The organism is Staphylococcus sp. 11262D007BW, assembly GCF_053547815.1.
Map to the genome: position 1 here is coordinate 87,413 of NZ_JBPWPJ010000001.1, position 26,967 is coordinate 114,379.

Here is a 26,967-nt window from a genome sequence, read left to right on the forward strand (position 1 = left end):
ATATATCCAAATGACAAATCCTAATTGATTGGAGGAACCACACAATGTGGAAAATTGGAGATGTTGAAATAGAAAATCGAGTTGTTTTAGCACCAATGGCAGGTGTATGTAATTCAGCATTCAGATTAACAGTTAAAGAATTTGGAGCTGGTTTAGTTTGTGCAGAAATGGTTAGCGATAAGGCCATTTTATTTAACAATCCAAAAACAATGAAAATGTTATACATTGATGAGAATGAGCGACCGTTATCCTTACAAATTTTTGGTGGAGAAAAAGAAACGCTTGTTGAAGCAGCCGAGTATGTCGATCAAAATACGACAGCTGATATTATCGATATTAATATGGGTTGCCCTGTTTCTAAAATTATTCGATGTGAAGCTGGGGCACGTTGGTTATTAGACCCAAATAAAATATACGAAATGGTTTCTGCGGTCACTGAACGAGTGAAAAAACCTGTCACTTGTAAAATGAGAATTGGCTGGGATGATGACCATATTTATGCTGTAGAAAATGCAAAAGCAGCTGAAAGAGCAGGCGCTGCTGCGATTTCATTACATGGACGTACACGCGTTCAAATGTATGAAGGTCAAGCAGATTGGGATATCATTCGCCAAGTTAAAGAAGCGGTCAATATTCCTGTTATTGGTAATGGAGATGTCACAAGTCCAGAATTAGCTGAAAAAATGTTAGAAGAAACAGGGGTTGATGCGGTGATGATTGGCCGTGAAGCATTAGGTAACCCTTGGATGATTTACAGAACAGTGCATTATTTAGAAACAGGTGAGTTGATAGACGAACCGACAGTAGAAGAAAAAATTGATATCGCTTTATTACATTTACGTCGATTAGTAGAATTAAAAGGTGAAAAAGTAGGCGTTATGGAAATGCGCAAACATGCTTCGTGGTACCTCAAGGGTATACGTGGCAATGGAAAAGCGCGTAAAGCATTAAATCAAGCTGAAACAGAAGCGGAAATGACTAACATATTGACTGAGTTTCGTAAGGAAGCCTCAGCAGTTAATTCAAAAGTTGAAGTATAAAAGATAAAGGAGCGTCAAAGTATGACTGAAGAAATGAACGATCAAATGCAAGTGCGTCATCAAAAATTACAGGAATTATATGATCTTGGTATTGATCCTTTTGGTGAAAGATTCGAACGCACAAGCGATGCTGCTACATTAATTAATGAATGGGATCAGTTTAGCAAAGAAGAGCTAGCAGACAAAGAAGATGAAAGTAAAACTGTCATTGCAGGCCGTTTAATGACTAAACGCGGTAAAGGTAAAGCAGGATTCGCGCATATTAAAGATGTAACAGGTCAAATTCAAATTTATGTACGTAAAGACCAAGTTGGCGAAGAACAATTTAGTTTATGGAAAAGTGCAGATTTAGGTGACATCGTAGGTATAGAAGGTGTCATGTTCAAAACAAACACAGGTGAAATTTCTGTAAAAGCAAAATCTTTCACAATGTTATCTAAAGCATTGCGCCCGTTACCAGATAAGCATCATGGTTTACAAGATATTGAGCAACGTTATCGTCAACGTTATTTAGACCTTATTACAAACGATGAAAGTACGGAAACATTTATCAACCGTAGCCGTATTTTACAAGAAATGCGTAAATACCTTAATAGTAAAGGTTATTTAGAAGTTGAAACACCTATGATGCATCAAATTGCTGGGGGAGCAGCTGCTCGTCCATTCGTTACGCATCATAATGCTTTAGATGCCACATTATATATGCGTATTGCCATCGAACTCCATTTAAAACGATTAATCGTCGGTGGATTAGAAAAAGTATATGAAATTGGCCGTGTTTTCCGTAACGAAGGTGTGTCAACACGCCATAACCCAGAATTTACGATGATTGAATTATACGAAGCTTATGCAGACTATAAAGATATTATGGACTTAACAGAGTCTCTAGTTGCGCATATTTCACGTGAAGTATTAGGTACAACTACTATTCAATACGGTGAAGATACAATTAATTTAGAACCTAAATGGAGAAGACTTCATATGGTAGATGCTGTTAAGGAAGCAACAGGCGTTGACTTCTTTGAGGTACAATCAGATGAAGAAGCACATGAATTAGCTAAACAACACGGTATTGAAGTAGACGCTAATATGAAATATGGCCATATTTTAAATGAATTTTTCGAACAAAAAGTTGAAGAGACATTAATTCAACCTACATTCATTTATGGTCATCCAATTGAAATTTCACCATTAGCTAAGAAAAATCCTGATGACCCACGTTTTACGGACCGTTTTGAGTTATTCATCGTAGGTCGTGAACATGCGAATGCATTCACAGAGTTAAATGACCCAATTGATCAACGTGAACGTTTCGAAGCGCAATTAGTTGAGAAGGAACAAGGTAACGATGAAGCGCATGAAATGGATGAAGATTTCTTAGAAGCATTAGAATATGGTATGCCACCAACAGGAGGATTAGGTATTGGTATTGACCGTCTTGTCATGCTATTAACGAATTCACCATCTATTCGTGACGTCTTATTATTCCCATATATGAGACAAAAATAATCCGAGATCTAAATTGAGATTTAAATTATTAGAGTTCAAGTAATGTAGTACAGTGAAGTACTATCAACTTGAACTCTTTTTGATAGATGTTTCAGGTGAATTTCGAGTTTCCAGCGTTAGATTGCCTTATGAGTGATATAACCAGATTAAATAAGCAAGAAATTTATGAAGATGTGGCTAGTTGCTAACTTTTAAGTATTGAAGAAGCACTTAATACTATGCGTAAAACATTGGGTATCTCTATGTAGATGATTAAGGTATTTTAAGCGCAAATAAAAAAATTAAATTTAATGTAAAAAAAGGCTTGCTATTTACAGGGAAAAGATTTACAATAGTTCAAGTACACAAAGCGCAGAGATGCGATATGAATACTACAGTCTTAAAAAAGTTTTAAAAAGTAGTTGACTTTATTTCAGGTATCATGTAATATATAAAAGGTCGTCACTTTGATAGGAAATATAACAAAGCGAACGAAACGACATAGTGTAAAATTGACTATTGCAAACCTTTGAAATACATAGTAATATAAAAAGGTAACTGAAAAAAATACTTAAATACAAACGAATGGAGAATTAGCTCAGCTGGGAGAGCATCTGCCTTACAAGCAGAGGGTCGGCGGTTCGAACCCGTCATTCTCCACCATTCGCCGGCCTAGCTCAACTGGTAGAGCAACTGACTTGTAATCAGTAGGTTGGGGGTTCAAGCCCTCTGGCCGGCACCATCTTTGAGCCATTAGCTCAGTTGGTAGAGCATCTGACTTTTAATCAGAGGGTCAGAGGTTCGAATCCTCTATGGCTCACCATCGTCCATTATAATATGCAGAAGTAGTTCAGCGGTAGAATACGACCTTGCCAAGGTCGGGGTCGCGGGTTCGAATCCCGTCTTCTGCTCCATTATGCCGGGGTGGCGGAACTGGCAGACGCACAGGACTTAAAATCCTGCGGTGAGAGATCACCGTACCGGTTCGATTCCGGTCCTCGGCACCATCTTTACTAATATGCGCCCGTAGCTCAACTGGATAGAGCGTTTGACTACGGATCAAAAGGCTATGGGTTCGACTCCTATCGGGCGCGTTCAATCAAATATCGGGAAGTAGCTCAGCTTGGTAGAGCACTTGGTTTGGGACCAAGGGGTCGCAGGTTCGAATCCTGTCTTCCCGACTCTTGAAAAATGGGGGCTTAGCTCAGCTGGGAGAGCGCCTGCTTTGCACGCAGGAGGTCAGCGGTTCGATCCCGCTAGTCTCCACCATTTTAATTTTAAGATGAACATTGAAAACTGAATGACAATATGTCAACGTTAATTCCGATAAAATAGTGTTGAAACACTAAAGTATGATTGACTTAATCAATCAATGAGCTAAATCAAGCTTACTCTAATATGGAGAGTTTGATCCTGGCTCAGGATGAACGCTGGCGGCGTGCCTAATACATGCAAGTCGAGCGAACTGACGAGGAGCTTGCTCCTTTGACGTTAGCGGCGGACGGGTGAGTAACACGTGGGTAACCTACCTATAAGACTGGAATAACTCCGGGAAACCGGGGCTAATGCCGGATAACATGTTGAACCGCATGGTTCTACAGTGAAAGACGGTCTTGCTGTCACTTATAGATGGACCCGCGCCGCATTAGCTAGTTGGTAAGGTAACGGCTTACCAAGGCAACGATGCGTAGCCGACCTGAGAGGGTGATCGGCCACACTGGAACTGAGACACGGTCCAGACTCCTACGGGAGGCAGCAGTAGGGAATCTTCCGCAATGGACGAAAGTCTGACGGAGCAACGCCGCGTGAGTGATGAAGGTCTTCGGATCGTAAAGCTCTGTTGTTAGGGAAGAACAAATGTGTAAGTAACTGTGCACTTCTTGACGGTACCTAACCAGAAAGCCACGGCTAACTACGTGCCAGCAGCCGCGGTAATACGTAGGTGGCAAGCGTTATCCGGAATTATTGGGCGTAAAGCGCGCGTAGGCGGTTTTTTAAGTCTGATGTGAAAGCCCACGGCTCAACCGTGGAGGGTCATTGGAAACTGGAAAACTTGAGTGCAGAAGAGGAAAGTGGAATTCCATGTGTAGCGGTGAAATGCGCAGAGATATGGAGGAACACCAGTGGCGAAGGCGGCTTTCTGGTCTGCAACTGACGCTGATGTGCGAAAGCGTGGGGATCAAACAGGATTAGATACCCTGGTAGTCCACGCCGTAAACGATGAGTGCTAAGTGTTAGGGGGTTTCCGCCCCTTAGTGCTGCAGCTAACGCATTAAGCACTCCGCCTGGGGAGTACGGTCGCAAGACTGAAACTCAAAGGAATTGACGGGGACCCGCACAAGCGGTGGAGCATGTGGTTTAATTCGAAGCAACGCGAAGAACCTTACCAATTCTTGACATCCTTTGATCACTCTAGAGATAGAGTTTTCCTCTTCGGAGGACAAAGTGACAGGTGGTGCATGGTTGTCGTCAGCTCGTGTCGTGAGATGTTGGGTTAAGTCCCGCAACGAGCGCAACCCTTAAACTTAGTTGCCATCATTAAGTTGGGCACTCTAGGTTGACTGCCGGTGACAAACCGGAGGAAGGTGGGGATGACGTCAAATCATCATGCCCCTTATGATTTGGGCTACACACGTGCTACAATGGACAATACAAAGGGCAGCGAAACCGCGAGGTCAAGCAAATCCCATAAAGTTGTTCTCAGTTCGGATTGTAGTCTGCAACTCGACTACATGAAGCTGGAATCGCTAGTAATCGTAGATCAGCATGCTACGGTGAATACGTTCCCGGGTCTTGTACACACCGCCCGTCACACCACGAGAGTTTGTAACACCCGAAGCCGGTGGAGTAACCATTTGGAGCTAGCCGTCGAAGGTGGGACAAATGATTGGGGTGAAGTCGTAACAAGGTAGCCGTATCGGAAGGTGCGGCTGGATCACCTCCTTTCTAAGGATATATACGGAATATCACCTTCAGGTGATAAGCGGATTAACGTGACATATTGTATTCAGTTTTGAATGTTCATATTAATGAGGATTCATGATTGTACATTGAAAACTAGATAAGTAAGTATAGATTTTACCAAGCAAAAACCGAGTTACAAGCGAACGCTTGAAACAAACAATTATCGCTAGTCGTTGAAAAACGACTCACATAATTAATAACTGGTGATGGTAACGTTTGGCATTGATAGAATGCAAGCGTTTATCAGAACGTCTAGATTAAGTTATTAAGGGCGCACGGTGAATGCCTTGGCACTAGAAGCCGAAGAAGGACGTTACTAACGACGATATGCTTTGGGGAGCTGTAAGTAAGCTGTGATCCAGAGATTTCCGAATGGGGAAACCCAGCACGAGTCATGTCGTGTTATCCATGTGTGAATTCATAGCACATGAGAAGGTAGACCCGGAGAACTGAAACATCTTAGTACCCGGAGGAAGAGAAAGAAAAATCGATTCCCTGAGTAGCGGCGAGCGAAACGGGAAGAGCCCAAACCAACAAGCTTGCTTGTTGGGGTTGTAGGACACTCTTATGGAGTTACAAAAGAATGAGTTAGACGAATAACCTGGAAAGGTTAATCAAAGAAGGTAACAATCCTGTAGTCGAAAGCTGATTCTCTCTTGAGTGGATCCTGAGTACGACGGAGCACGTGAAATTCCGTCGGAATCTGGGAGGACCATCTCCCAAGGCTAAATACTCTCTAGTGACCGATAGTGAACCAGTACCGTGAGGGAAAGGTGAAAAGTACCCCGGAAGGGGAGTGAAAGAGAACTTGAAACCGTGTGCTTACAAGTAGTCAGAGCCCGTTAATGGGTGATGGCGTGCCTTTTGTAGAATGAACCGGCGAGTTACGATCTGATGCAAGGTTAAGCAGGAAATGTGGAGCCGTAGCGAAAGCGAGTCTGAATAGGGCGAATGAGTATTTGGTCGTAGACCCGAAACCAGGTGATCTACCCTTGGTCAGGTTGAAGTTCAGGTAACACTGAATGGAGGACCGAACCGACTTACGTTGAAAAGTGAGCGGATGAACTGAGGGTAGCGGAGAAATTCCAATCGAACTTGGAGATAGCTGGTTCTCTCCGAAATAGCTTTAGGGCTAGCCTCAAGTGATGATTATTGGAGGTAGAGCACTGTTTGGACGAGGGGCCCCTCTCGGGTTACCGAATTCAGACAAACTCCGAATGCCAAATAATTTAACTTGGGAGTCAGAACGTGGGTGATAAGATCCATGTTCGAAAGGGAAACAGCCCAGACCACCAGCTAAGGTCCCAAAATATATGTTAAGTGGAAAAGGATGTGGCGTTGCCCAGACAACTAGGATGTTGGCTTAGAAGCAGCCATCATTTAAAGAGTGCGTAATAGCTCACTAGTCGAGTGACACTGCGCCGAAAATGTACCGGGGCTAAACATATTACCGAAGCTGTGGATTGTCCTTTGGACAATGGTAGGAGAGCGTTCTAAGGGCGGTGAAGCATGATCGCAAGGACATGTGGAGCGCTTAGAAGTGAGAATGCCGGTGTGAGTAGCGAAAGACGGGTGAGAATCCCGTCCACCGATTGACTAAGGTTTCCAGAGGAAGGCTCGTCCGCTCTGGGTTAGTCGGGTCCTAAACTGAGGCCGATAGGCGTAGGCGATGGATAACAGGTTGATATTCCTGTACCACCAACAATCGTTTTAAGCGATGGGGGGACGCAGTAGGATAGGCGAAGCGTGCTGTTGGAGTGCACGTCCAAGCAGTGAGACTGAGTGTTAGGCAAATCCGGCACTCGTAAGGTCAGGCTGTGATGGGGAGAGGAAATTGTTTCCTCGAGTCGTTGATTTCACACTGCCGAGAAAAGCCTCTAGCTAGATATTTGGTGCCCGTACCGCAAACCGACACAGGTAGTCAAGATGAGAATTCTAAGGTGAGCGAGCGAACTCTCGTTAAGGAACTCGGCAAAATGACCCCGTAACTTCGGGAGAAGGGGTGCTCTTTGGGGTTCACGCTCCGAAGAGCCGCAGTGAATAGGCCCAAGCGACTGTTTATCAAAAACACAGGTCTCTGCTAAACCGTAAGGTGATGTATAGGGGCTGACGCCTGCCCGGTGCTGGAAGGTTAAGAGGAGTGGTTAGCTTCTGCGAAGCCACGAATCGAAGCCCCAGTAAACGGCGGCCGTAACTATAACGGTCCTAAGGTAGCGAAATTCCTTGTCGGGTAAGTTCCGACCCGCACGAAAGGCGTAACGATTTGGGCACTGTCTCAACGAGAGACTCGGTGAAATCATAGTACCGGTGAAGATGCCGGTTACCCGCGACAGGACGGAAAGACCCCGTGGAGCTTTACTGTAGCCTGATATTGAAATTCGGTACAGTTTGTACAGGATAGGTAGGAGCCTTAGAAGCGTGAGCGCTAGCTTACGTGGAGGCATTGGTGGGATACTACCCTAATTGTATTGGATTTCTAACTCGCAGCACTGATCGTGCTGGAAGACAGTGTCAGGCGGGCAGTTTGACTGGGGCGGTCGCCTCCTAAAGTGTAACGGAGGCGCTCAAAGGTTCCCTCAGAATGGTTGGAAATCATTCAAAGAGTGTAAAGGCATAAGGGAGCTTGACTGCGAGACCTACAAGTCGAGCAGGGTCGAAAGACGGACTTAGTGATCCGGTGGTTCCGCATGGAAGGGCCATCGCTCAACGGATAAAAGCTACCCCGGGGATAACAGGCTTATCTCCCCCAAGAGTTCACATCGACGGGGAGGTTTGGCACCTCGATGTCGGCTCATCGCATCCTGGGGCTGTAGTCGGTCCCAAGGGTTGGGCTGTTCGCCCATTAAAGCGGTACGCGAGCTGGGTTCAGAACGTCGTGAGACAGTTCGGTCCCTATCCGTCGTGGGCGTAGGAAATTTGAGAGGAGCTGTCCTTAGTACGAGAGGACCGGGATGGACATACCTCTGGTGTACCAGTTGTCGTGCCAACGGCATAGCTGGGTAGCTATGTATGGACGGGATAAGTGCTGAAAGCATCTAAGCATGAAGCCCCCCTCGAGATGAGATTTCCCAACTTCGGTTATAAGATCCCTCAAAGATGATGAGGTTAATAGGTTCGAGGTGGAAGCGTAGCGATACGTGGAGCTGACGAATACTAATCGATCGAAGACTTAATCAATTTTAATAACTCAGGCGATTGCTTGAAAATCTACTTACTATCTAGTTTTGAATGTATAATACATTCAAGTTTATCTGGTGCCAATGGCAAAGAGGTCACACCTGTTCCCATGCCGAACACAGAAGTTAAGCTCTTTAGCGCCGATGGTAGTCGGACTGACGTTCCGCAAGAGTAGGACGGCGCCAGGTAAACTTTTATTATGACCATAAGGTCATTTTTTTCTTGGAAAAATTAAAGAAAAAAAAACATAAAAGTATTGACTTCTAATAAACAAGAAAGTATAATTAGTTCTTGTCGAGTCAAAAAAAAGAAAGACATGAACATTGAAAACTGAATGACAATATGTCAACGTTAATTCCGATAAAAATAGTGTTGAAACACTAAAGTATGATTGACTTAATCAATCAATGAGCTAAATCAAGCTTACTCTAATATGGAGAGTTTGATCCTGGCTCAGGATGAACGCTGGCGGCGTGCCTAATACATGCAAGTCGAGCGAACTGACGAGGAGCTTGCTCCTTTGACGTTAGCGGCGGACGGGTGAGTAACACGTGGGTAACCTACCTATAAGACTGGAATAACTCCGGGAAACCGGGGCTAATGCCGGATAACATGTTGAACCGCATGGTTCTACAGTGAAAGACGGTCTTGCTGTCACTTATAGATGGACCCGCGCCGCATTAGCTAGTTGGTAAGGTAACGGCTTACCAAGGCAACGATGCGTAGCCGACCTGAGAGGGTGATCGGTCACACTGGAACTGAGACACGGTCCAGACTCCTACGGGAGGCAGCAGTAGGGAATCTTCCGCAATGGACGAAAGTCTGACGGAGCAACGCCGCGTGAGTGATGAAGGTCTTCGGATCGTAAAGCTCTGTTGTTAGGGAAGAACAAATGTGTAAGTAACTGTGCACTTCTTGACGGTACCTAACCAGAAAGCCACGGCTAACTACGTGCCAGCAGCCGCGGTAATACGTAGGTGGCAAGCGTTATCCGGAATTATTGGGCGTAAAGCGCGCGTAGGCGGTTTTTTAAGTCTGATGTGAAAGCCCACGGCTCAACCGTGGAGGGTCATTGGAAACTGGAAAACTTGAGTGCAGAAGAGGAAAGTGGAATTCCATGTGTAGCGGTGAAATGCGCAGAGATATGGAGGAACACCAGTGGCGAAGGCGGCTTTCTGGTCTGCAACTGACGCTGATGTGCGAAAGCGTGGGGATCAAACAGGATTAGATACCCTGGTAGTCCACGCCGTAAACGATGAGTGCTAAGTGTTAGGGGGTTTCCGCCCCTTAGTGCTGCAGCTAACGCATTAAGCACTCCGCCTGGGGAGTACGGTCGCAAGACTGAAACTCAAAGGAATTGACGGGGACCCGCACAAGCGGTGGAGCATGTGGTTTAATTCGAAGCAACGCGAAGAACCTTACCAATTCTTGACATCCTTTGATCACTCTAGAGATAGAGTTTTCCTCTTCGGAGGACAAAGTGACAGGTGGTGCATGGTTGTCGTCAGCTCGTGTCGTGAGATGTTGGGTTAAGTCCCGCAACGAGCGCAACCCTTAAACTTAGTTGCCATCATTAAGTTGGGCACTCTAGGTTGACTGCCGGTGACAAACCGGAGGAAGGTGGGGATGACGTCAAATCATCATGCCCCTTATGATTTGGGCTACACACGTGCTACAATGGACAATACAAAGGGCAGCGAAACCGCGAGGTCAAGCAAATCCCATAAAGTTGTTCTCAGTTCGGATTGTAGTCTGCAACTCGACTACATGAAGCTGGAATCGCTAGTAATCGTAGATCAGCATGCTACGGTGAATACGTTCCCGGGTCTTGTACACACCGCCCGTCACACCACGAGAGTTTGTAACACCCGAAGCCGGTGGAGTAACCATTTGGAGCTAGCCGTCGAAGGTGGGACAAATGATTGGGGTGAAGTCGTAACAAGGTAGCCGTATCGGAAGGTGCGGCTGGATCACCTCCTTTCTAAGGATATATACGGAATATCACCTTCAGGTGATAAGCGGATTAACGTGACATATTGTATTCAGTTTTGAATGTTCATTCGAACATTTATAATGGGCCTATAGCTCAGCTGGTTAGAGCGCACGCCTGATAAGCGTGAGGTCGGTGGTTCGAGTCCACTTAGGCCCACCATTTAAATTAATTGTACATTGAAAACTAGATAAGTAAGTATAGATTTTACCAAGCAAAAACCGAGTTACAAGCGAACGCTTGAAACAAACAATTATCGCTAGTCGTTGAAAAACGACTCGCATAATTAATAACTGGTGATGGTAACGAGTGTTCTGTAATAGAAGTGACAGACGTGAATGAAAACGTTTGTCAGTCTATGAATCATGAACAAGAACGAAGGCGCTTACTACGCGTAAGTAACTGAGTGATTGTGAAATAATGAAACAGAATGCAAGCGTTTATCAGAACGTCTAGATTAAGTTATTAAGGGCGCACGGTGAATGCCTTGGCACTAGAAGCCGAAGAAGGACGTTACTAACGACGATATGCTTTGGGGAGCTGTAAGTAAGCTGTGATCCAGAGATTTCCGAATGGGGAAACCCAGCACGAGTCATGTCGTGTTATCCATGTGTGAATTCATAGCACATGAGAAGGTAGACCCGGAGAACTGAAACATCTTAGTACCCGGAGGAAGAGAAAGAAAAATCGATTCCCTGAGTAGCGGCGAGCGAAACGGGAAGAGCCCAAACCAACAAGCTTGCTTGTTGGGGTTGTAGGACACTCTTATGGAGTTACAAAAGAATGAGTTAGACGAATAACCTGGAAAGGTTAATCAAAGAAGGTAACAATCCTGTAGTCGAAAGCTGATTCTCTCTTGAGTGGATCCTGAGTACGACGGAGCACGTGAAATTCCGTCGGAATCTGGGAGGACCATCTCCCAAGGCTAAATACTCTCTAGTGACCGATAGTGAACCAGTACCGTGAGGGAAAGGTGAAAAGTACCCCGGAAGGGGAGTGAAAGAGAACTTGAAACCGTGTGCTTACAAGTAGTCAGAGCCCGTTAATGGGTGATGGCGTGCCTTTTGTAGAATGAACCGGCGAGTTACGATCTGATGCAAGGTTAAGCAGGAAATGTGGAGCCGTAGCGAAAGCGAGTCTGAATAGGGCGAATGAGTATTTGGTCGTAGACCCGAAACCAGGTGATCTACCCTTGGTCAGGTTGAAGTTCAGGTAACACTGAATGGAGGACCGAACCGACTTACGTTGAAAAGTGAGCGGATGAACTGAGGGTAGCGGAGAAATTCCAATCGAACTTGGAGATAGCTGGTTCTCTCCGAAATAGCTTTAGGGCTAGCCTCAAGTGATGATTATTGGAGGTAGAGCACTGTTTGGACGAGGGGCCCCTCTCGGGTTACCGAATTCAGACAAACTCCGAATGCCAAATAATTTAACTTGGGAGTCAGAACGTGGGTGATAAGATCCATGTTCGAAAGGGAAACAGCCCAGACCACCAGCTAAGGTCCCAAAATATATGTTAAGTGGAAAAGGATGTGGCGTTGCCCAGACAACTAGGATGTTGGCTTAGAAGCAGCCATCATTTAAAGAGTGCGTAATAGCTCACTAGTCGAGTGACACTGCGCCGAAAATGTACCGGGGCTAAACATATTACCGAAGCTGTGGATTGTCCTTTGGACAATGGTAGGAGAGCGTTCTAAGGGCGGTGAAGCATGATCGCAAGGACATGTGGAGCGCTTAGAAGTGAGAATGCCGGTGTGAGTAGCGAAAGACGGGTGAGAATCCCGTCCACCGATTGACTAAGGTTTCCAGAGGAAGGCTCGTCCGCTCTGGGTTAGTCGGGTCCTAAACTGAGGCCGATAGGCGTAGGCGATGGATAACAGGTTGATATTCCTGTACCACCAACAATCGTTTTAAGCGATGGGGGGACGCAGTAGGATAGGCGAAGCGTGCTGTTGGAGTGCACGTCCAAGCAGTGAGACTGAGTGTTAGGCAAATCCGGCACTCGTAAGGTCAGGCTGTGATGGGGAGAGGAAATTGTTTCCTCGAGTCGTTGATTTCACACTGCCGAGAAAAGCCTCTAGCTAGATATTTGGTGCCCGTACCGCAAACCGACACAGGTAGTCAAGATGAGAATTCTAAGGTGAGCGAGCGAACTCTCGTTAAGGAACTCGGCAAAATGACCCCGTAACTTCGGGAGAAGGGGTGCTCTTTGGGGTTCACGCTCCGAAGAGCCGCAGTGAATAGGCCCAAGCGACTGTTTATCAAAAACACAGGTCTCTGCTAAACCGTAAGGTGATGTATAGGGGCTGACGCCTGCCCGGTGCTGGAAGGTTAAGAGGAGTGGTTAGCTTCTGCGAAGCCACGAATCGAAGCCCCAGTAAACGGCGGCCGTAACTATAACGGTCCTAAGGTAGCGAAATTCCTTGTCGGGTAAGTTCCGACCCGCACGAAAGGCGTAACGATTTGGGCACTGTCTCAACGAGAGACTCGGTGAAATCATAGTACCGGTGAAGATGCCGGTTACCCGCGACAGGACGGAAAGACCCCGTGGAGCTTTACTGTAGCCTGATATTGAAATTCGGTACAGTTTGTACAGGATAGGTAGGAGCCTTAGAAGCGTGAGCGCTAGCTTACGTGGAGGCATTGGTGGGATACTACCCTAATTGTATTGGATTTCTAACTCGCAGCACTGATCGTGCTGGAAGACAGTGTCAGGCGGGCAGTTTGACTGGGGCGGTCGCCTCCTAAAGTGTAACGGAGGCGCTCAAAGGTTCCCTCAGAATGGTTGGAAATCATTCAAAGAGTGTAAAGGCATAAGGGAGCTTGACTGCGAGACCTACAAGTCGAGCAGGGTCGAAAGACGGACTTAGTGATCCGGTGGTTCCGCATGGAAGGGCCATCGCTCAACGGATAAAAGCTACCCCGGGGATAACAGGCTTATCTCCCCCAAGAGTTCACATCGACGGGGAGGTTTGGCACCTCGATGTCGGCTCATCGCATCCTGGGGCTGTAGTCGGTCCCAAGGGTTGGGCTGTTCGCCCATTAAAGCGGTACGCGAGCTGGGTTCAGAACGTCGTGAGACAGTTCGGTCCCTATCCGTCGTGGGCGTAGGAAATTTGAGAGGAGCTGTCCTTAGTACGAGAGGACCGGGATGGACATACCTCTGGTGTACCAGTTGTCGTGCCAACGGCATAGCTGGGTAGCTATGTATGGACGGGATAAGTGCTGAAAGCATCTAAGCATGAAGCCCCCCTCGAGATGAGATTTCCCAACTTCGGTTATAAGATCCCTCAAAGATGATGAGGTTAATAGGTTCGAGGTGGAAGCGTAGCGATACGTGGAGCTGACGAATACTAATCGATCGAAGACTTAATCAATTTTAATAACTCAGGCGATTGCTTGAAAATCTACTTACTATCTAGTTTTGAATGTATAATACATTCAAGTTTATCTGGTGCCAATGGCAAAGAGGTCACACCTGTTCCCATGCCGAACACAGAAGTTAAGCTCTTTAGCGCCGATGGTAGTCGGACTGACGTTCCGCAAGAGTAGGACGGCGCCAGGTAGATTGAAACGCATAGGATGCGATGAGCCAATTAATAAGCACTCTTAACTGTTATCACAACATTTAAGAGTGCTTTTTCGTGTCGAAGTCTCAACGATTGCTATTGTATTAGATTATGCTAATCTTTTTTAATGTAAAGGTTCATTCTGACATACTATAAACTTCATTATTCTATTTGTTTTAACTATCTACTAATTAAAAAGAAGGGATCGTTTATTTTGAGGAATTATATCAAAAATTTGATGTATATCAATAAAGAGAATATTGATGTATTTCGAGGGATTCGACAAGGGCTATTAATGTTAATCCCTTTGCTTTACGGATTATTATTTAATGATTTTGCCAATGCGTTATTAATTACTATTGGTACATTTGCTCATATCTATGTATTCAAAGGGACATTTTCATCACGTATTCGTTCTGTTACTTTTGCAGCACTTGGTTTAACGATTGCAATGATGCTCGGTACTGTGATGGTCTCTTCCCCATTATTATTCGGGATATTTTTATTAATTATGGCAGTCGTGCCATACTATATTTTTAATACGTTAGCTATTCCAGGACCTTCTTCCACTTTCTTTATTATTGCGTTTAGTTTAGCGAGTGTCATGCCTCATGAGCCCCATGCTTTTTTATTTAGAGGGCTGTTAGTGGCTATTGGTGGTTTATTATGTATTATCTTAGTATGGATTGAGTCTCATATTAAAGGTAAAAAACCAGCGACTGAAGCTGTTACTGCAGATTTTTTACATGTTCAACAATTAGTGCGTCATTTTAACGATCAACATCAATTTAATGATTTAACTAAAACAACTGTGAAAACCCTCATCAATTCATCAGAAACATTAAATACGATTGGTGCTAATTCCCAAAAAAAGTCACATATTTATCAACGACTTTTTCTATTACATCATATGGCTGAAGGGATTTATTCAGAACTATTAGAGTTAAATGCTAAGGGTCAGCGTCCGTTACCTAATATTATTATTGAAATGATGGATTATATGACTGAGCGTATTGTTCATCCTGAAAAAGTACAGCAAAAATGGCGTAAAAAAGTGGAAGTTTCTTCTGAATTTCATGATTTAGTGACACTCATTTTTAATATTGATGAAGTGTTTATTATGTCTAATGAACAAGTACGTAAAAAAATAGAAATACGTTCTCCAAAATACAATCAACGTCTGTTATACAATTTAACGCCAGCGTCAATGAATTTTATTGCGACATTAAGATATACTGTTATTATTGGTATTTCAATTCTTATCGCAATGTTATTTGATTTTGAACGGGCGTATTGGATTCCTTTAAGTGCACATACGGTTCTGATTGGTAGTACAACGATTGCCAGTATTGAACGAGGTGGTGCGCGTTGGGTTGGAACATTGATTGGTGTAGGTATTGCTACCGTTATTTTGAGTTTTCAACCAAGTTTAGTCGTTATTGTCCTTGTTATGTGCTTAAGTGGTGCAATTACAGAAATGTTAGTGGCTGCGAATTATGCTTTAGCAATGTTTGCCATTACCGTACAAGTTATTTTTCTAAGCGGTCTAGCGCAAGGTAGTTTATCTATTATGATTGCTATTCCAAGATTGCTTGATACCACAGTCGGTGTGCTGATTGCAATTATTGGGGTTCTGATTATTGGACGTCAATTAGCGTCTAAACTCTTACCAGAATCTATTGGAGAGGTTGTAAGGATAGAAGCACAAGTCTTTCATTCCTTATTTTCAAACTTAGATTATGATAAACAAAAATATCAAACACGTGATAAATTACGTCTTAAATTAAGTGTTGAAAATATGAATGTGATGTATCGTCATGCATATGGAGAATTGTTATCTAACAATAAAAGAACACAGTATTTTTATCCTGCGATGTTCTTGATAGAGCAAATTAATTTTCAGCTTGTGCAATTATTATATGATGCGCGTCATTATGATATTGACCGTCGTACGATGGGACAATATTTACTTGTCTTTGAAAATATTGCCAAGTATTTTGACCAAGGTAAGCAAGATCAAGTGGTTATTGATTTACCACAGTTACCGTATTACACACAAATTCGTCAGTCGTTAATGCAATTACAAAAAATTGAGTTATATGATTATCAAGATAAACGTAATCCAAATTTATTAAAACATTAGAAGGTATAAAGCAAAGCCAGTTTATTGACTACTTGAATAGAGTCGGTAAACTGGCTTTTGTTATGAGGTGAACAATTTTCAGTAGTTATTGGATGCTTTGAATTAATTGATCGACATAATCTTCTAAGGCTTCGATTGGAATACCACCAAACCCTAGTACAAATACAGGACGATGTTGTGGGTGTTTAAAGAAATAATGAGAAATAGGTTTGATATGAATATCATTTTGTTTAAAACGATGGATACATTCTTTTTCAGAGCGGCCATTTAAAATTTCAATAACAAAATGCATGCCTGTTTGTTCGCCAGTGACTTTAAAAAGATGCGGATATTGATTGAGTACTTTTAACAATTTATCACGTTTTTGTCTATAAATTTTACGCATTCGATTTAAATGTCTTTCAAATTGGTTTGTTTCCATAAAGCGTGTCACCATAAATTGAGTATGGCGTGGTACTGTGCCACCTTCAATATTGGTGGTTTGATGATAACGGTGGATCAAACTTTGTGGGAGTACAGCATAAGCAATACGTAATGTCGGTGATATAGACTTTGAAAAGGTACTCACATAAATTACATTACCTGTTTGATCTAAACTTTGTAACGCAGGAATTGGTTTACTTTCGTAACGGAATTCTGAGTCATAATCATCTTCAATGATGTACCGATTAGGATTTTGATTTGCCCATTTTAATAGTTGAATCCTTTTTTTAATGTGCATTGTGACTCCAGTTGGAAATTGATGGCTTGGTGTAATATAAATCACATTTTGAGGAATGTGATTTATAGATTGTGTATCAATACCGTCTTGTACGATGGGTAAAAAGTCAAAAGCAATATGTTTTCGTTTTAATAATTGACGAACTTGACGATAGATAGGATCTTCTAACATAAATGCGCTATTTTTAGGTAAGATATCGGTAATAATAGATAATAATTGTTCAGTAGAAGAAGCAATAATAATTCGATCAGGTGAAGATTTCACATCACGACTATGAAATAAATACTGACTAATTTGAAAGCGTAGTCTGTAATCACCTTGAATGTGGCCAGTTTCAACTAGATCATGTTGAAGGTCCTCAAACGCTTCTTTAGCATATTTCCGAAATTGCTCAAATGGAAAGTGAGCCTTATCAATCGCACCTAATTTAAAAGCATAGCGCGGTTTAAAAGTGGTCTCTGTTGTCTTATGACTAGATGATAGTTCTGGAGAATGACTCGGTTGAATGAACGGTAAGGATTCAATATCACTGACATAAAATCCAGATTTGGCTTTGCTATAAATAAAGCCTTCATCAATCAATAAGCCATATGCATGTTCAATAGTAGTTTGACTAATCGATAAATAATGACTTAATTGGCGTTTAGAAGGTAATTTTTCGCCTTCATGAATGGTTCCCTCGATGATATGATCTTTAATTTTTTCATATAGTTGGATATAAATCGGTTGTTCTTTGGATTTTTGAATATTAAACATTAACATTTCCATAATTTACACCTTCAATCTGACCTTTAAAATTTTATGTATTTTGGCACTTTTAGCAGTTCAGATTTTAGTATACGCTACAATAGTAAAGGAAAAAAGGGGGAAAAGACGAATGAGTAAACAAATTGGTTCAGAACGTGTTAAACGTGGTATGGCTGAAATGCAAAAAGGTGGCGTCATCATGGACGTTGTCAATGCAGAACAAGCCAAAATTGCTGAAGAAGCAGGTGCTGTTGCTGTCATGGCATTAGAGCGTGTGCCTTCTGATATTAGAGCAGCAGGTGGCGTGGCCCGTGCATGTAATCCAAAAATTGTAGAAGAAGTAATGAACGCTGTTTCTATTCCAGTCATGGCTAAATGTCGTATTGGTCATATTACTGAAGCACGCGTGTTAGAGGCAATGGGTGTAGATTATATTGACGAATCAGAAGTATTAACGCCAGCTGATGAAGTTTTTCATTTGAAGAAAAGTGATTATACAGTACCGTTCGTATGTGGTTGCCGTAACTTAGGTGAAGCAGCACGTCGTATCGGTGAAGGTGCAGCAATGTTACGTACAAAAGGTGAACCAGGAACTGGTAATATTGTTGAAGCTGTCCGTCACATGAGACAAGTTAATCAAGAAGTGAACCGTATCACTGTGATGAGCGATGATGAATTAATGACAGAAGCAAAAAATCTAGGTGCACCTTACGAAATCTTGCAAGATATTAAGAAACATGGTCGTTTACCTGTCGTAAACTTTGCAGCAGGTGGTGTAGCAACACCTCAGGATGCAGCGTTAATGATGGAATTAGGTGCAGATGGTGTATTTGTTGGTTCAGGTATTTTTAAATCAGAAGATCCTGAAACATTTGCTAAAGCTATTGTCCAAGCTACAACACATTACCAAGACTATAAATTAATTGGTCAACTTGCACAAGAATTAGGTACAGCGATGAAAGGTTTAGATGTGAATCAATTGTCGTTAGAAGAACGTATGCAAGAGCGTGGTTGGTAAGATGAAAATTGGTGTATTAGCTTTACAAGGAGCTGTACGTGAACATATTCGCCATATTGAAGCATGTGGTCACGAAGGTGTTTATATCAAAAAAGTGGAACAACTTGATACGATTGATGGATTAATTATACCTGGCGGCGAATCTACGACATTACGTCGTCTAATGAACTTATATGGTTTTAAAGAAGCGCTCCAACAATCTGACTTACCGATGTTTGGTACATGTGCAGGATTGATTGTGCTTGCGAAAGATATCGTAGACGAGGAAGGCTACCTTAAAAAGTTAGATATTACTGTTGAGCGTAATTCTTTTGGTAGACAAGTAGATAGTTTCGAAGCAGAGTTATCGATTAAAGGTATAGAGCAACCTGTAGAAGGTGTATTTATACGTGCGCCACACATTCAATCTGTAGAAGATACTGTAGACGTGTTAGGGACAGTAGAGGACAAAATCATTGCTGTCAGACAAGGCAAATATTTAGGCGTCTCATTTCATCCTGAGCTAACAGAGGATTACAGTATCATACAATACTTTATCGAAAATGTTATTTCATAGATAACGTGTGAATTGAATATTAGGAATGAAAATACCCAGGAAGCAACAATGATGTGCACCCCAAAAGTTGGACTAAAAAATCTAACTTTATGGGGTGCATTTTTATGGGTAAACATTATAAATATGAAATCAAATTAAAAATAGTTCAAGAATATTTACAAGGTGAGTTAGGTTATTTAAAGTTAGCAGAAAAATATAATCTATCTGATAAATCAATGGTAAGAAGATGGGTTAATCAATATTTGGAATTAGGCCCCGAAGGGTTAGACAAAAAATTGAAAAATAAAGTATATACTAGAAATTTTAAAGTATCTATTTTAAGATTTAGACAAGAAAATAAGTTATCTTACCGAGAAACAACTAACCACTTTAAAATTTCTAATCCAGCTATGTTGGCCGCTTGGCAACGCAAATTTGATGAAGAAGGAATTCTCGGTTTAGATAAAAAACAGAGAGGACGGCCTTCTAAAATGAAAAGAAAACAAACATCAATTAAACGAAACGACTTGCCATTAAAAGAAAGTGAACGTGAAGAATTAGAAAGACTTAGAAATGAAAATGAAGTGTTGAAAGCAGGTATAGCTTATCAAAAAAAGTTACAAAGCTTGACCCAACGTTACGCAATCAAACATCCGAAAAAGTAAAAATCATTAAAGAATTACATGAAACATTAAATTTTGGGTTAAGCCTATTACTTAAAATCTCAGAAATAGCTAAATCAGTTTATTACTATTGGATTAATTGTTTTAAAAAACCAGATAAAAATAATGAAATTGTGGAAGCAATTAAAGAAATATGTGATACCTGTGACTACACTTACGGATATCATCGAGTTACTCAAACATTGAAAAATAGAGGAATAACTGTAAATCATAAAAAAGTAAGAAGAATAATGAAAGAACTAGGATTAACATGTACAAAATTCAATCATAAAAATCGCAAATATAGTTCATATAAAGGAACAATTGGCGAAGTATCAAACAATTTATTAAAACGTCGTTTTAATACAGATCGACCATTTCAAAAAATTGTAACTGATATCACAGAATTCAAATTGTCTGATGGCACTAAATTATATTTTTCGCCTTTTATGGATTTATATAATTCTGAAATCTTAAGCTATAGTATTTCTACACGTCCTACACTAGATATTGTCATTGACGCTTTAAATGAGACACTAATGAAACGACCTAATCTTAACTATCGTATGACGATACACTCTGACCAAGGTTGGCATTACCAACACAAGTCGTATATTAATATTCTTAAAAAGAATAAAATATTTCAAAGTATGTCTAGGAAAGCAAATTGTCTAGACAATTCTTTAATTGAGAATTTCTTTGGATTATTAAAACAAGAAATGTTTTATGGAAAAGCATTTGGCAATTTCCAACAACTGGAACAAGCAATACATGAATATATAAATTTTTATAATAATACTAGAATTAAAACAAAATTAAAAGGCTTGTCTCCTGCACAATATAGGAAACAAACCTTTGAAATAGTATACTAAACAAAAGTACAACTTTTGGGGTTCAGTACACAATTGTTGCGGCCTGGGTATTTTTAAATGTATTGTTCGACAAGTGCATTGACTATGTTGGCTTATAAGAAGAAGCCGGCAATTGTTGCTGAAATGAATGATACAAGTGTCGCACCAAATAATAACTTGATACCAAAACGTGCAACCATATCACCTTTTTCACTGTTTAATGATTTAATCGCACCAGAAATGATACCAATTGAGCTAAAGTTTGCAAATGAAACTAAGAATACTGAAACGACACCCATAGCACGATCAGAAATACCTTCAACGTTGCCTAATTGCGTCATCGCTACAAATTCATTTGATAGTAACTTCGTTGCCATAATGGACCCTGCTTCTACAGCATCCGCCCAAGGGATACCCGTTAAGAAGGCAAGTGGCGCAAATACAAAACCAATTAAAGTTTGGAAGTCCCAATTAATTGAACCGCCTGAAACAAGTGTAAAGAAACCTCCAACTAGACCATTTAATAAAGCAATTAATGCAATGTAACCGACTAACATTGCACCAACAATGACTGCCACTTTAAATCCGTCTAAAATGTATTCTCCTAGCATCTCGAAAAAGGATTGTTTTTTGTTATCTTCAGTAATTAATAATTTATCATCTTCTTCGCTTACTTTATAAGGATTAATAATCGAAGCAATGATAAAACCGCCGAATAAGTTAAGTACGACAGCTGTTACCACATATTTTGGATCAACTAATGTAAAGTATGCGCCAATGATAGAGGCAGATACTGTCGACATCGCAGAAGCTGTTAATGTGTATAAACGATGTTTTGGTATATGTGGTAGTTGTTTTTTTAGAGAAATAAATACTTCAGATTGTCCTAAGATTGCAGAAGCAACTGCGTTATAAGATTCTAAACGTCCCATACCATTTATTTTAGAAATGATAAGGCCTAAAACATTAATAATCACTGGTAAAATTCTTAAATATTGTAAAATACCGATAAGCGCTGAAATGAAAATAATAGGTAGTAAAACATCAATGAAAAATGGACTTTCACCTTTGTTTGCTAAGCCACCAAATACAAAGTTAACACCTTCACCCGCTTTACTTAATAAATAGTTAAAGCCTGTTGCGACTCCACTAACAATTTTGATTCCAATTGTTGTTTTTAATAAGAAGAAGGCAAGGATAACTTGTATTAACAGCATGAGGCCTATGTATTGCCAACGAACATTTTTCTTATCTGAACTTACTAACCATGCAAGTGCGATAAAAATAATTATCCCAATAATCCCAATTAAAATGTGCATCCCATTACACCTCTCATGTTATATAAAATTTCACTAAGCTTATGATACAACAAAACAAGGGTTAACGACACAATAAATTAAAGAAAATAAAATCAAATTGGTTGAAAAAGGTCAAAGTTGGTCATATAATATAGTCAAAGATGGTCAAAAGGGGTGATTAAATGCATAACATGTCAGACATCATAGAACAGTACATTAAAAAGTTATTTGAGGAAGCGCAAGATGATGTTGTAGAAATTCAACGTGCCAATATTGCCCAACGTTTCGATTGTGTGCCATCTCAATTAAATTATGTCATTAAAACGCGATTTACTAACGAACACGGCTATGAAATTGAAAGTAAACGTGGTGGTGGCGGTTATATTCGTATCACCAAAGTTGAAACGAAAGATCATGCTGATTATATTAAGCGTTTAATGGATTTAATTGGTACATCAATTTCTCAACAACAGGCTTATTATATTATTGACGGTTTATTTGAAAATAATTTAATAACAGAACGTGAAGCTAAAATGATTTCAGCAGTGGTAGATAGGGAAACATTAAAAATGGATGTAGCTGCGAGAGATATTATACGTGCAAATATTCTTAAACGCTTACTACCTGTAATTAATTATTATTAGAAGGTGATAAATGATGGAGAGCGATAAATTAAAACTTGAGCGACAATTTAAACATCGTCCACATGCGAAGTGGTTTCAAGAAGCGATGCATGATTCCAATGATGACGAATGGCATGGTGGTGAAGATGTAGAAGGTACATTTGTGATTAAACAAATCCTCCAACATCTTGCTGCTAAACAAGGTATTAATGTTGATCAAGTCGTTTATCGTGAGGCCAAACGTTGCCCTACATGTCAAATGACACTTAAAGATATCGCTCATGTCGGTAAATTTGGTTGTCATGATTGTTATCAAACGTTTAAAGAAGATGTCTATGATATTGTACGACGTGTTCAAGGTGGTCATACAGAGCACTCAGGAAAGTGGCCTAAATCGTCAGAACACAAACAAGCACTTAAAAGACAATTGGAGTCTAAGAGAGCAGAATTAGATGAGCTTGTAGCGAAACAAGCGTTTGAACAAGCAGCAGTAGTACGGGATGAGATTAAAGCACTTGAGCAGGAAAGCAAGGAGTTGAAACGTGATGACTGAAGATTTGAATGCACACATAGGTGAATGGATGCAAGAAGGTCAAGAGCAACCAGTTGTGATGTCTTCACGTATTCGACTTGCTCGTAACCTTCAAAATTATGTACACCCATTAATGTTTCCGTCAGAAGAAGAAGGATTTCGGGTCATTAATGAAGTACAGGATGCTTTGCCAGAGCTTAGTGTTTTAAGAATGGATGAGTTAGACCAACAGAGTAAATACAAGCTTGTTGCTAAACATTTAATTAGTCCTGACTTAACGAAACAACCAGCTGCTGCAGTGTTAGTGAATAATGATGAATCGATGAGTGTTATGGTTAATGAAGAGGACCATGTACGCATTCAAGCAATGGGCACTGATTTATCTCTGAACACATTGTTTGAACGCGCCTCTCAAATCGATGATCAATTAGATGAACATGTAGAGATTAGTTATGATGAAGAGTTAGGCTATTTAACAACGTGCCCTACAAATGTCGGTACAGGCATGCGTGCAAGTGTCATGTTACATCTTCCAGGTCTATCCATCATGAAACGTATGAATCGTATCGCACAGACTATTAATCGTTTTGGTTTTACGATTCGTGGTATATATGGTGAAGGTTCTCAGGTATATGGTCATGTATATCAAGTATCGAATCAATTAACATTAGGTAAAAGCGAACAAGAAATTATCGATGCGTTAACAGAACTGGTACACCAAATTATTAATGAAGAATTAGAATTACGCCAACGACTATTAAGTCATAAAAAAATGAAAACATTAGATCGTATATACCGTTCCCTCGGTATTTTAAAATATAGTCGTCTCATCTCAATTGAAGAAGCTTCATATCGATTGAGTGATATTAAGTTAGGTATTGATTTAGGCATTTTAGATATCACACATTTTAAATTTAATGAATTAATGATGGCTATTCAGTCGCCATTTTTAATCGATGATGTAGACGAGCAAACGATTGAAGAAAAAAGAGCAAATATATTAAGGAAATATATATAACGGAGGTCGACATATGTTATTTGGTAGACTTACAGAACGTGCACAACGTGTTTTAGCACATGCACAAGAAGAAGCAATTCGCTTAAACCATTCAAATATTGGTACTGAACATCTATTATTAGGTTTAATGAAAGAACCTGAAGGCATTGCTGCCAAAGTACTAGAAAGTTTTGATATTACAGAAGACAAAGTAGTGACAGAAGTTGAAAAGTTAATAGGATATGGCCAAGAGCATATTGGTGCATTGCATTATACACCGCGTGCCAAAAAAGTTATTGAATTATCAATGGATGAAGCACGTAAGTTACAACACAATTTTGTTGGTACTGAACACATCTTACTTGGTTTAATTAGAGAAAATGAAGGGGTAGCAGCACGTGTATTTGCAAACCTCGATTTAAATATTACAAAAGCAAGAGCTCAAGTGGTTAAAGCATTAGGTAGCCCAGAGTTAACTCAAAAATCAGGCCAAGCTAATAAATCAAATAATACACCAACTTTAGATAGTCTAGCGAGAGATTTAACAGTGATTGCAAAAGATGGCACGCTTGATCCAGTAGTAGGTCGTAATAAAGAAATTACACGTGTCATCGAAGTATTGAGTCGTCGTACTAAAAATAACCCTGTATTAATTGGTGAACCAGGGGTAGGTAAAACAGCAATTGCAGAAGGATTAGCACAAGCAATTGTGAATAATGAAGTACCTGAAACATTAAAAGAAAAACGTGTGATGTCATTAGATATGGGTACCGTTGTTGCTGGTACGAAATATCGTGGGGAATTTGAAGAGCGTTTGAAAAAAGTAATGGAAGAAATTCACCAAGCTGGTAACGTTATTTTATTTATCGATGAGTTACACACATTGATTGGTGCAGGCGGTGCAGAAGGTGCGATTGATGCGTCTAATATTTTAAAACCTGCCTTAGCACGCGGTGAATTACAATGTATCGGTGCAACAACATTAGATGAATATCGTAAAAATATCGAAAAAGATGCAGCATTAGAAAGACGTTTCCAACCTGTTCAAGTTGATGAACCAACAGTAGAAGATACAATTGAAATTTTAAAAGGTTTACGTGATCGTTATGAAGCGCATCACCGCATCAATATTTCAGACGAAGCGGTGGAAGCAGCTGCTAAGTTAAGTAATCGTTATGTTCAAGACCGCTTTTTACCAGATAAAGCAATTGATTTAATTGACGAAGCAAGCTCTAAAGTTCGTCTTAAAAGTCATACAACACCTTCAAACTTAAAAGACATTGAACAAAAAATTGAACAAGTGAAAAATGAAAAAGATGCAGCAGTACATGCACAAGAATTCGAAAATGCAGCAAATTTAAGAGATCAACAATCAAAATTAGAAAAACAATATGAAGAAGCGAAAAATGAATGGAAAAATAATCAAGGTGGTCAACACACATCATTAGCTGCAGAAGATATCGCAGAAGTTATTGCTGGATGGACAGGTATTCCGTTAACACGTTTAAATGAAACAGAATCTGACCGTCTTTTAAACTTAGAATCTACATTGCATAAACGTGTTATTGGTCAAAAAGATGCGGTGACTTCAATTTCTAAAGCGGTACGCCGAGCTCGTGCAGGACTTAAAGATCCTAAACGTCCAATCGGTAGCTTTATTTTCCTAGGACCAACAGGTGTTGGTAAAACAGAATTGGCACGTGCACTTGCAGAATCAATGTTTGGTGAAGAAGATGCGATGATTCGAGTGGACATGAGTGAATTTATGGAAAAACATGCTGTGAGCCGTTTAGTTGGAGCGCCTCCAGGCTATGTAGGTCATGACGATGGTGGTCAATTAACGGAAAAAGTACGTCGCAAACCATATTCTGTCATTCTATTTGACGAAATTGAAAAAGCACACCCAGATGTTTTCAACATTTTATTACAAGTGTTAGATGATGGTCACCTTACAGATACGAAAGGCCGTCGAGTGGATTTCCGCAATACAGTAATTGTGATGACATCTAACGTCGGTGCTCAAGAATTACAAGATCAACGTTTTGCAGGATTTGGTGGTTCTTCTCAAGCTAACGACTATGAAACAATTCGCAACACAATGATGAAAGAACTTAAAAATGCATTCCGTCCAGAATTCTTAAACCGTGTCGATGACATTATTGTCTTCCACAAATTAACAAAAGAAGAATTGAAAGAAATTGTTACGAAAATGGTTAGCAATTTAACTGATCGTTTATCAGAACAAGATATTCACGTAGAAGTGACTGAAGCTGCAAAAGATAAAATTGCTGATGAAGGCTATGACCCAGAATATGGTGCACGTCCATTAATTCGAGCAATTCAAAAAACAGTAGAGGATAACTTAAGTGAATTAATCTTAGAAGGTAAAGAATTAGAAGGTAAAAACGTAACTATTGATTATGATGGTGAATCTTATCAATATAATATCTCCGAACGTACAAACGAAGAACCAGTTTCTGAATCTGAATAAAATCGGTTAAACGAATAACGTATACTAGAGTCCATGAACTGGGCTCTAGTTTTTTATTTAGGGTGAATATTTGTCATGTTGCTACGACAAGTATAAAATAGATATGTTATATGAAGCGTCG

The 26,967-nt window shown here is 40.7% G+C and carries 13 protein-coding genes, 9 tRNA genes and 6 rRNA genes; 26 read left to right on the forward strand and 2 right to left on the reverse strand.

Translation table 11 applies throughout. The features are described 5' to 3' along the window. Positions 1-44: 44 nt before the first annotated feature. The 18 genes from dusB to ACEE93_RS00525 all read left to right on the forward strand — a co-directional run bounded on the left by dusB (position 45) and on the right by ACEE93_RS00525 (position 16,371). Positions 45-1,040 carry a tRNA dihydrouridine synthase DusB gene (gene dusB, locus ACEE93_RS00440; protein WP_449156129.1) on the forward strand — a complete coding sequence of 332 codons (996 nt, stop codon included), beginning with the start codon at positions 45-47 and terminating at the stop codon, positions 1,038-1,040. Positions 1,041-1,061: 21 nt separating this feature from the next. Further along, the gene (gene lysS, locus ACEE93_RS00445) at positions 1,062-2,549 is read left to right on the forward strand and encodes a lysine--tRNA ligase (protein WP_449156128.1); all 1,488 of its coding nucleotides are present in this window, start codon (positions 1,062-1,064) and stop codon (positions 2,547-2,549) included. 566 nt (positions 2,550-3,115) lie between these two features. After that, a tRNA-Val gene (locus tag ACEE93_RS00450) sits at positions 3,116-3,191 on the forward strand. A gap of 3 nt (positions 3,192-3,194) precedes the next feature. Continuing rightward, positions 3,195-3,270 (forward strand) — tRNA-Thr (locus ACEE93_RS00455). A gap of 5 nt (positions 3,271-3,275) precedes the next feature. Next, positions 3,276-3,351, forward strand: a tRNA-Lys gene (locus ACEE93_RS00460). A 16-nt stretch (positions 3,352-3,367) separates the two neighbouring features. Beyond that, positions 3,368-3,442, forward strand: a tRNA-Gly gene (locus tag ACEE93_RS00465). A gap of 4 nt (positions 3,443-3,446) precedes the next feature. Next, positions 3,447-3,535 (forward strand) — tRNA-Leu (locus ACEE93_RS00470). A 13-nt stretch (positions 3,536-3,548) separates the two neighbouring features. Continuing rightward, positions 3,549-3,622: transfer RNA gene (locus tag ACEE93_RS00475), tRNA-Arg, on the forward strand. A gap of 13 nt (positions 3,623-3,635) precedes the next feature. Next, positions 3,636-3,709: transfer RNA gene (locus tag ACEE93_RS00480), tRNA-Pro, on the forward strand. A 12-nt stretch (positions 3,710-3,721) separates the two neighbouring features. Beyond that, positions 3,722-3,797: transfer RNA gene (locus tag ACEE93_RS00485), tRNA-Ala, on the forward strand. Positions 3,798-3,923: 126 nt separating this feature from the next. After that, positions 3,924-5,474, forward strand: a 16S ribosomal RNA gene (locus ACEE93_RS00490). Between the two features lie 273 nt (positions 5,475-5,747). Next, a 23S ribosomal RNA gene (locus tag ACEE93_RS00495) occupies positions 5,748-8,669 on the forward strand. A 73-nt stretch (positions 8,670-8,742) separates the two neighbouring features. After that, a 5S ribosomal RNA gene (rrf, locus tag ACEE93_RS00500) occupies positions 8,743-8,857 on the forward strand. A gap of 242 nt (positions 8,858-9,099) precedes the next feature. Then, positions 9,100-10,650 (forward strand): 16S ribosomal RNA (locus tag ACEE93_RS00505). A gap of 94 nt (positions 10,651-10,744) precedes the next feature. Then, a tRNA-Ile gene (locus ACEE93_RS00510) sits at positions 10,745-10,821 on the forward strand. A gap of 293 nt (positions 10,822-11,114) precedes the next feature. Beyond that, positions 11,115-14,036, forward strand: a 23S ribosomal RNA gene (locus ACEE93_RS00515). A 73-nt stretch (positions 14,037-14,109) separates the two neighbouring features. Then, positions 14,110-14,224, forward strand: a 5S ribosomal RNA gene (rrf, locus tag ACEE93_RS00520). The 16S, 23S and 5S rRNA genes sit together here with 9 tRNA genes alongside, the layout of an rRNA operon. 242 nt (positions 14,225-14,466) lie before the next feature. Continuing rightward, positions 14,467-16,371 carry an FUSC family protein gene (locus tag ACEE93_RS00525; protein ID WP_449156331.1) on the forward strand — a complete coding sequence of 635 codons (1,905 nt, stop codon included), beginning with the start codon at positions 14,467-14,469 and terminating at the stop codon, positions 16,369-16,371. 85 nt (positions 16,372-16,456) lie between these two features. Here ACEE93_RS00525 and pdxR read toward each other — a convergent pair whose 3' ends face one another. Beyond that, on the reverse strand, positions 16,457-17,860 hold the full coding sequence (pdxR, locus tag ACEE93_RS00530) for a MocR-like pyridoxine biosynthesis transcription factor PdxR (RefSeq protein WP_449156332.1): 1,404 nt from the start codon (positions 17,858-17,860) through the stop codon (positions 16,457-16,459). A gap of 109 nt (positions 17,861-17,969) precedes the next feature. On the opposite strand from pdxR, the gene pdxS reads away from it, so the two are divergent. From pdxS to ACEE93_RS00550, 4 genes are all read left to right on the forward strand, one after another. Next, positions 17,970-18,857, forward strand: coding sequence for a pyridoxal 5'-phosphate synthase lyase subunit PdxS (gene pdxS / locus ACEE93_RS00535; RefSeq protein WP_449156174.1), 888 nt, complete (start codon positions 17,970-17,972; stop codon positions 18,855-18,857). 1 nt (position 18,858) lies between these two features. Continuing rightward, positions 18,859-19,413, forward strand: coding sequence for a pyridoxal 5'-phosphate synthase glutaminase subunit PdxT (gene pdxT / locus ACEE93_RS00540; protein ID WP_449156175.1), 555 nt, complete (start codon positions 18,859-18,861; stop codon positions 19,411-19,413). 104 nt (positions 19,414-19,517) lie between these two features. Then, positions 19,518-20,057, forward strand: a complete 540-nt coding sequence (locus ACEE93_RS00545; protein WP_449156333.1) for a helix-turn-helix domain-containing protein — start codon at positions 19,518-19,520, stop codon at positions 20,055-20,057. Between the two features lie 5 nt (positions 20,058-20,062). Continuing rightward, positions 20,063-20,926 (forward strand): IS3 family transposase, encoded by an 864-nt coding sequence (locus ACEE93_RS00550; RefSeq protein WP_449156206.1) that lies wholly within the window; start codon positions 20,063-20,065, stop codon positions 20,924-20,926. 92 nt (positions 20,927-21,018) lie between these two features. On the opposite strand, the gene ACEE93_RS00555 is transcribed toward ACEE93_RS00550, so the two are convergent. Beyond that, positions 21,019-22,224, reverse strand: coding sequence for a NupC/NupG family nucleoside CNT transporter (locus ACEE93_RS00555; RefSeq protein WP_449156177.1), 1,206 nt, complete (start codon positions 22,222-22,224; stop codon positions 21,019-21,021). Positions 22,225-22,385: 161 nt separating this feature from the next. Between ACEE93_RS00555 and ACEE93_RS00560 the strand changes: the two genes are divergently transcribed. The 4 genes from ACEE93_RS00560 to ACEE93_RS00575 are packed head-to-tail and all read left to right on the forward strand — an operon-like array spanning position 22,386 to position 26,846. Next, complete coding sequence (locus ACEE93_RS00560) at positions 22,386-22,847, forward strand: CtsR family transcriptional regulator (protein WP_449156178.1); 462 nt, start codon at positions 22,386-22,388, stop codon at positions 22,845-22,847. A gap of 13 nt (positions 22,848-22,860) precedes the next feature. Next, the gene (locus ACEE93_RS00565) at positions 22,861-23,379 is read left to right on the forward strand and encodes a UvrB/UvrC motif-containing protein (RefSeq protein ID WP_449156207.1); all 519 of its coding nucleotides are present in this window, start codon (positions 22,861-22,863) and stop codon (positions 23,377-23,379) included. Then, positions 23,372-24,376, forward strand: a complete 1,005-nt coding sequence (locus ACEE93_RS00570) for a protein arginine kinase (protein WP_449156179.1) — start codon at positions 23,372-23,374, stop codon at positions 24,374-24,376. The genes ACEE93_RS00565 and ACEE93_RS00570 overlap by 8 nt, the downstream gene beginning before the upstream one ends. 13 nt (positions 24,377-24,389) lie before the next feature. Further along, complete coding sequence (locus tag ACEE93_RS00575) at positions 24,390-26,846, forward strand: ATP-dependent Clp protease ATP-binding subunit (RefSeq protein WP_449156180.1); 2,457 nt, start codon at positions 24,390-24,392, stop codon at positions 26,844-26,846. Positions 26,847-26,967: the final 121 nt, after the last annotated feature.

What these genes read in the sequence shown, in the direction of transcription:
- dusB (WP_449156129.1), top strand. Translation starts at nt 45, where the DNA reads ATGTGGAAAATTGGAGATGTTGAAATAGAAAATCGAGTTGTTTTAGCA.
- lysS (WP_449156128.1), top strand. Translation starts at nt 1,062, where the DNA reads ATGACTGAAGAAATGAACGATCAAATGCAAGTGCGTCATCAAAAATTA.
- ACEE93_RS00525 (WP_449156331.1), top strand. Translation starts at nt 14,467, where the DNA reads ATGTATATCAATAAAGAGAATATTGATGTATTTCGAGGGATTCGACAA.
- pdxR (WP_449156332.1), bottom strand. Translation starts at nt 17,860, where the DNA reads ATGGAAATGTTAATGTTTAATATTCAAAAATCCAAAGAACAACCGATT.
- pdxS (WP_449156174.1), top strand. Translation starts at nt 17,970, where the DNA reads ATGAGTAAACAAATTGGTTCAGAACGTGTTAAACGTGGTATGGCTGAA.
- pdxT (WP_449156175.1), top strand. Translation starts at nt 18,859, where the DNA reads ATGAAAATTGGTGTATTAGCTTTACAAGGAGCTGTACGTGAACATATT.
- ACEE93_RS00545 (WP_449156333.1), top strand. Translation starts at nt 19,518, where the DNA reads ATGGGTAAACATTATAAATATGAAATCAAATTAAAAATAGTTCAAGAA.
- ACEE93_RS00555 (WP_449156177.1), bottom strand. Translation starts at nt 22,224, where the DNA reads ATGCACATTTTAATTGGGATTATTGGGATAATTATTTTTATCGCACTT.
- ACEE93_RS00560 (WP_449156178.1), top strand. Translation starts at nt 22,386, where the DNA reads ATGCATAACATGTCAGACATCATAGAACAGTACATTAAAAAGTTATTT.
- ACEE93_RS00565 (WP_449156207.1), top strand. Translation starts at nt 22,861, where the DNA reads ATGGAGAGCGATAAATTAAAACTTGAGCGACAATTTAAACATCGTCCA.
- ACEE93_RS00570 (WP_449156179.1), top strand. Translation starts at nt 23,372, where the DNA reads ATGACTGAAGATTTGAATGCACACATAGGTGAATGGATGCAAGAAGGT.
- ACEE93_RS00575 (WP_449156180.1), top strand. Translation starts at nt 24,390, where the DNA reads ATGTTATTTGGTAGACTTACAGAACGTGCACAACGTGTTTTAGCACAT.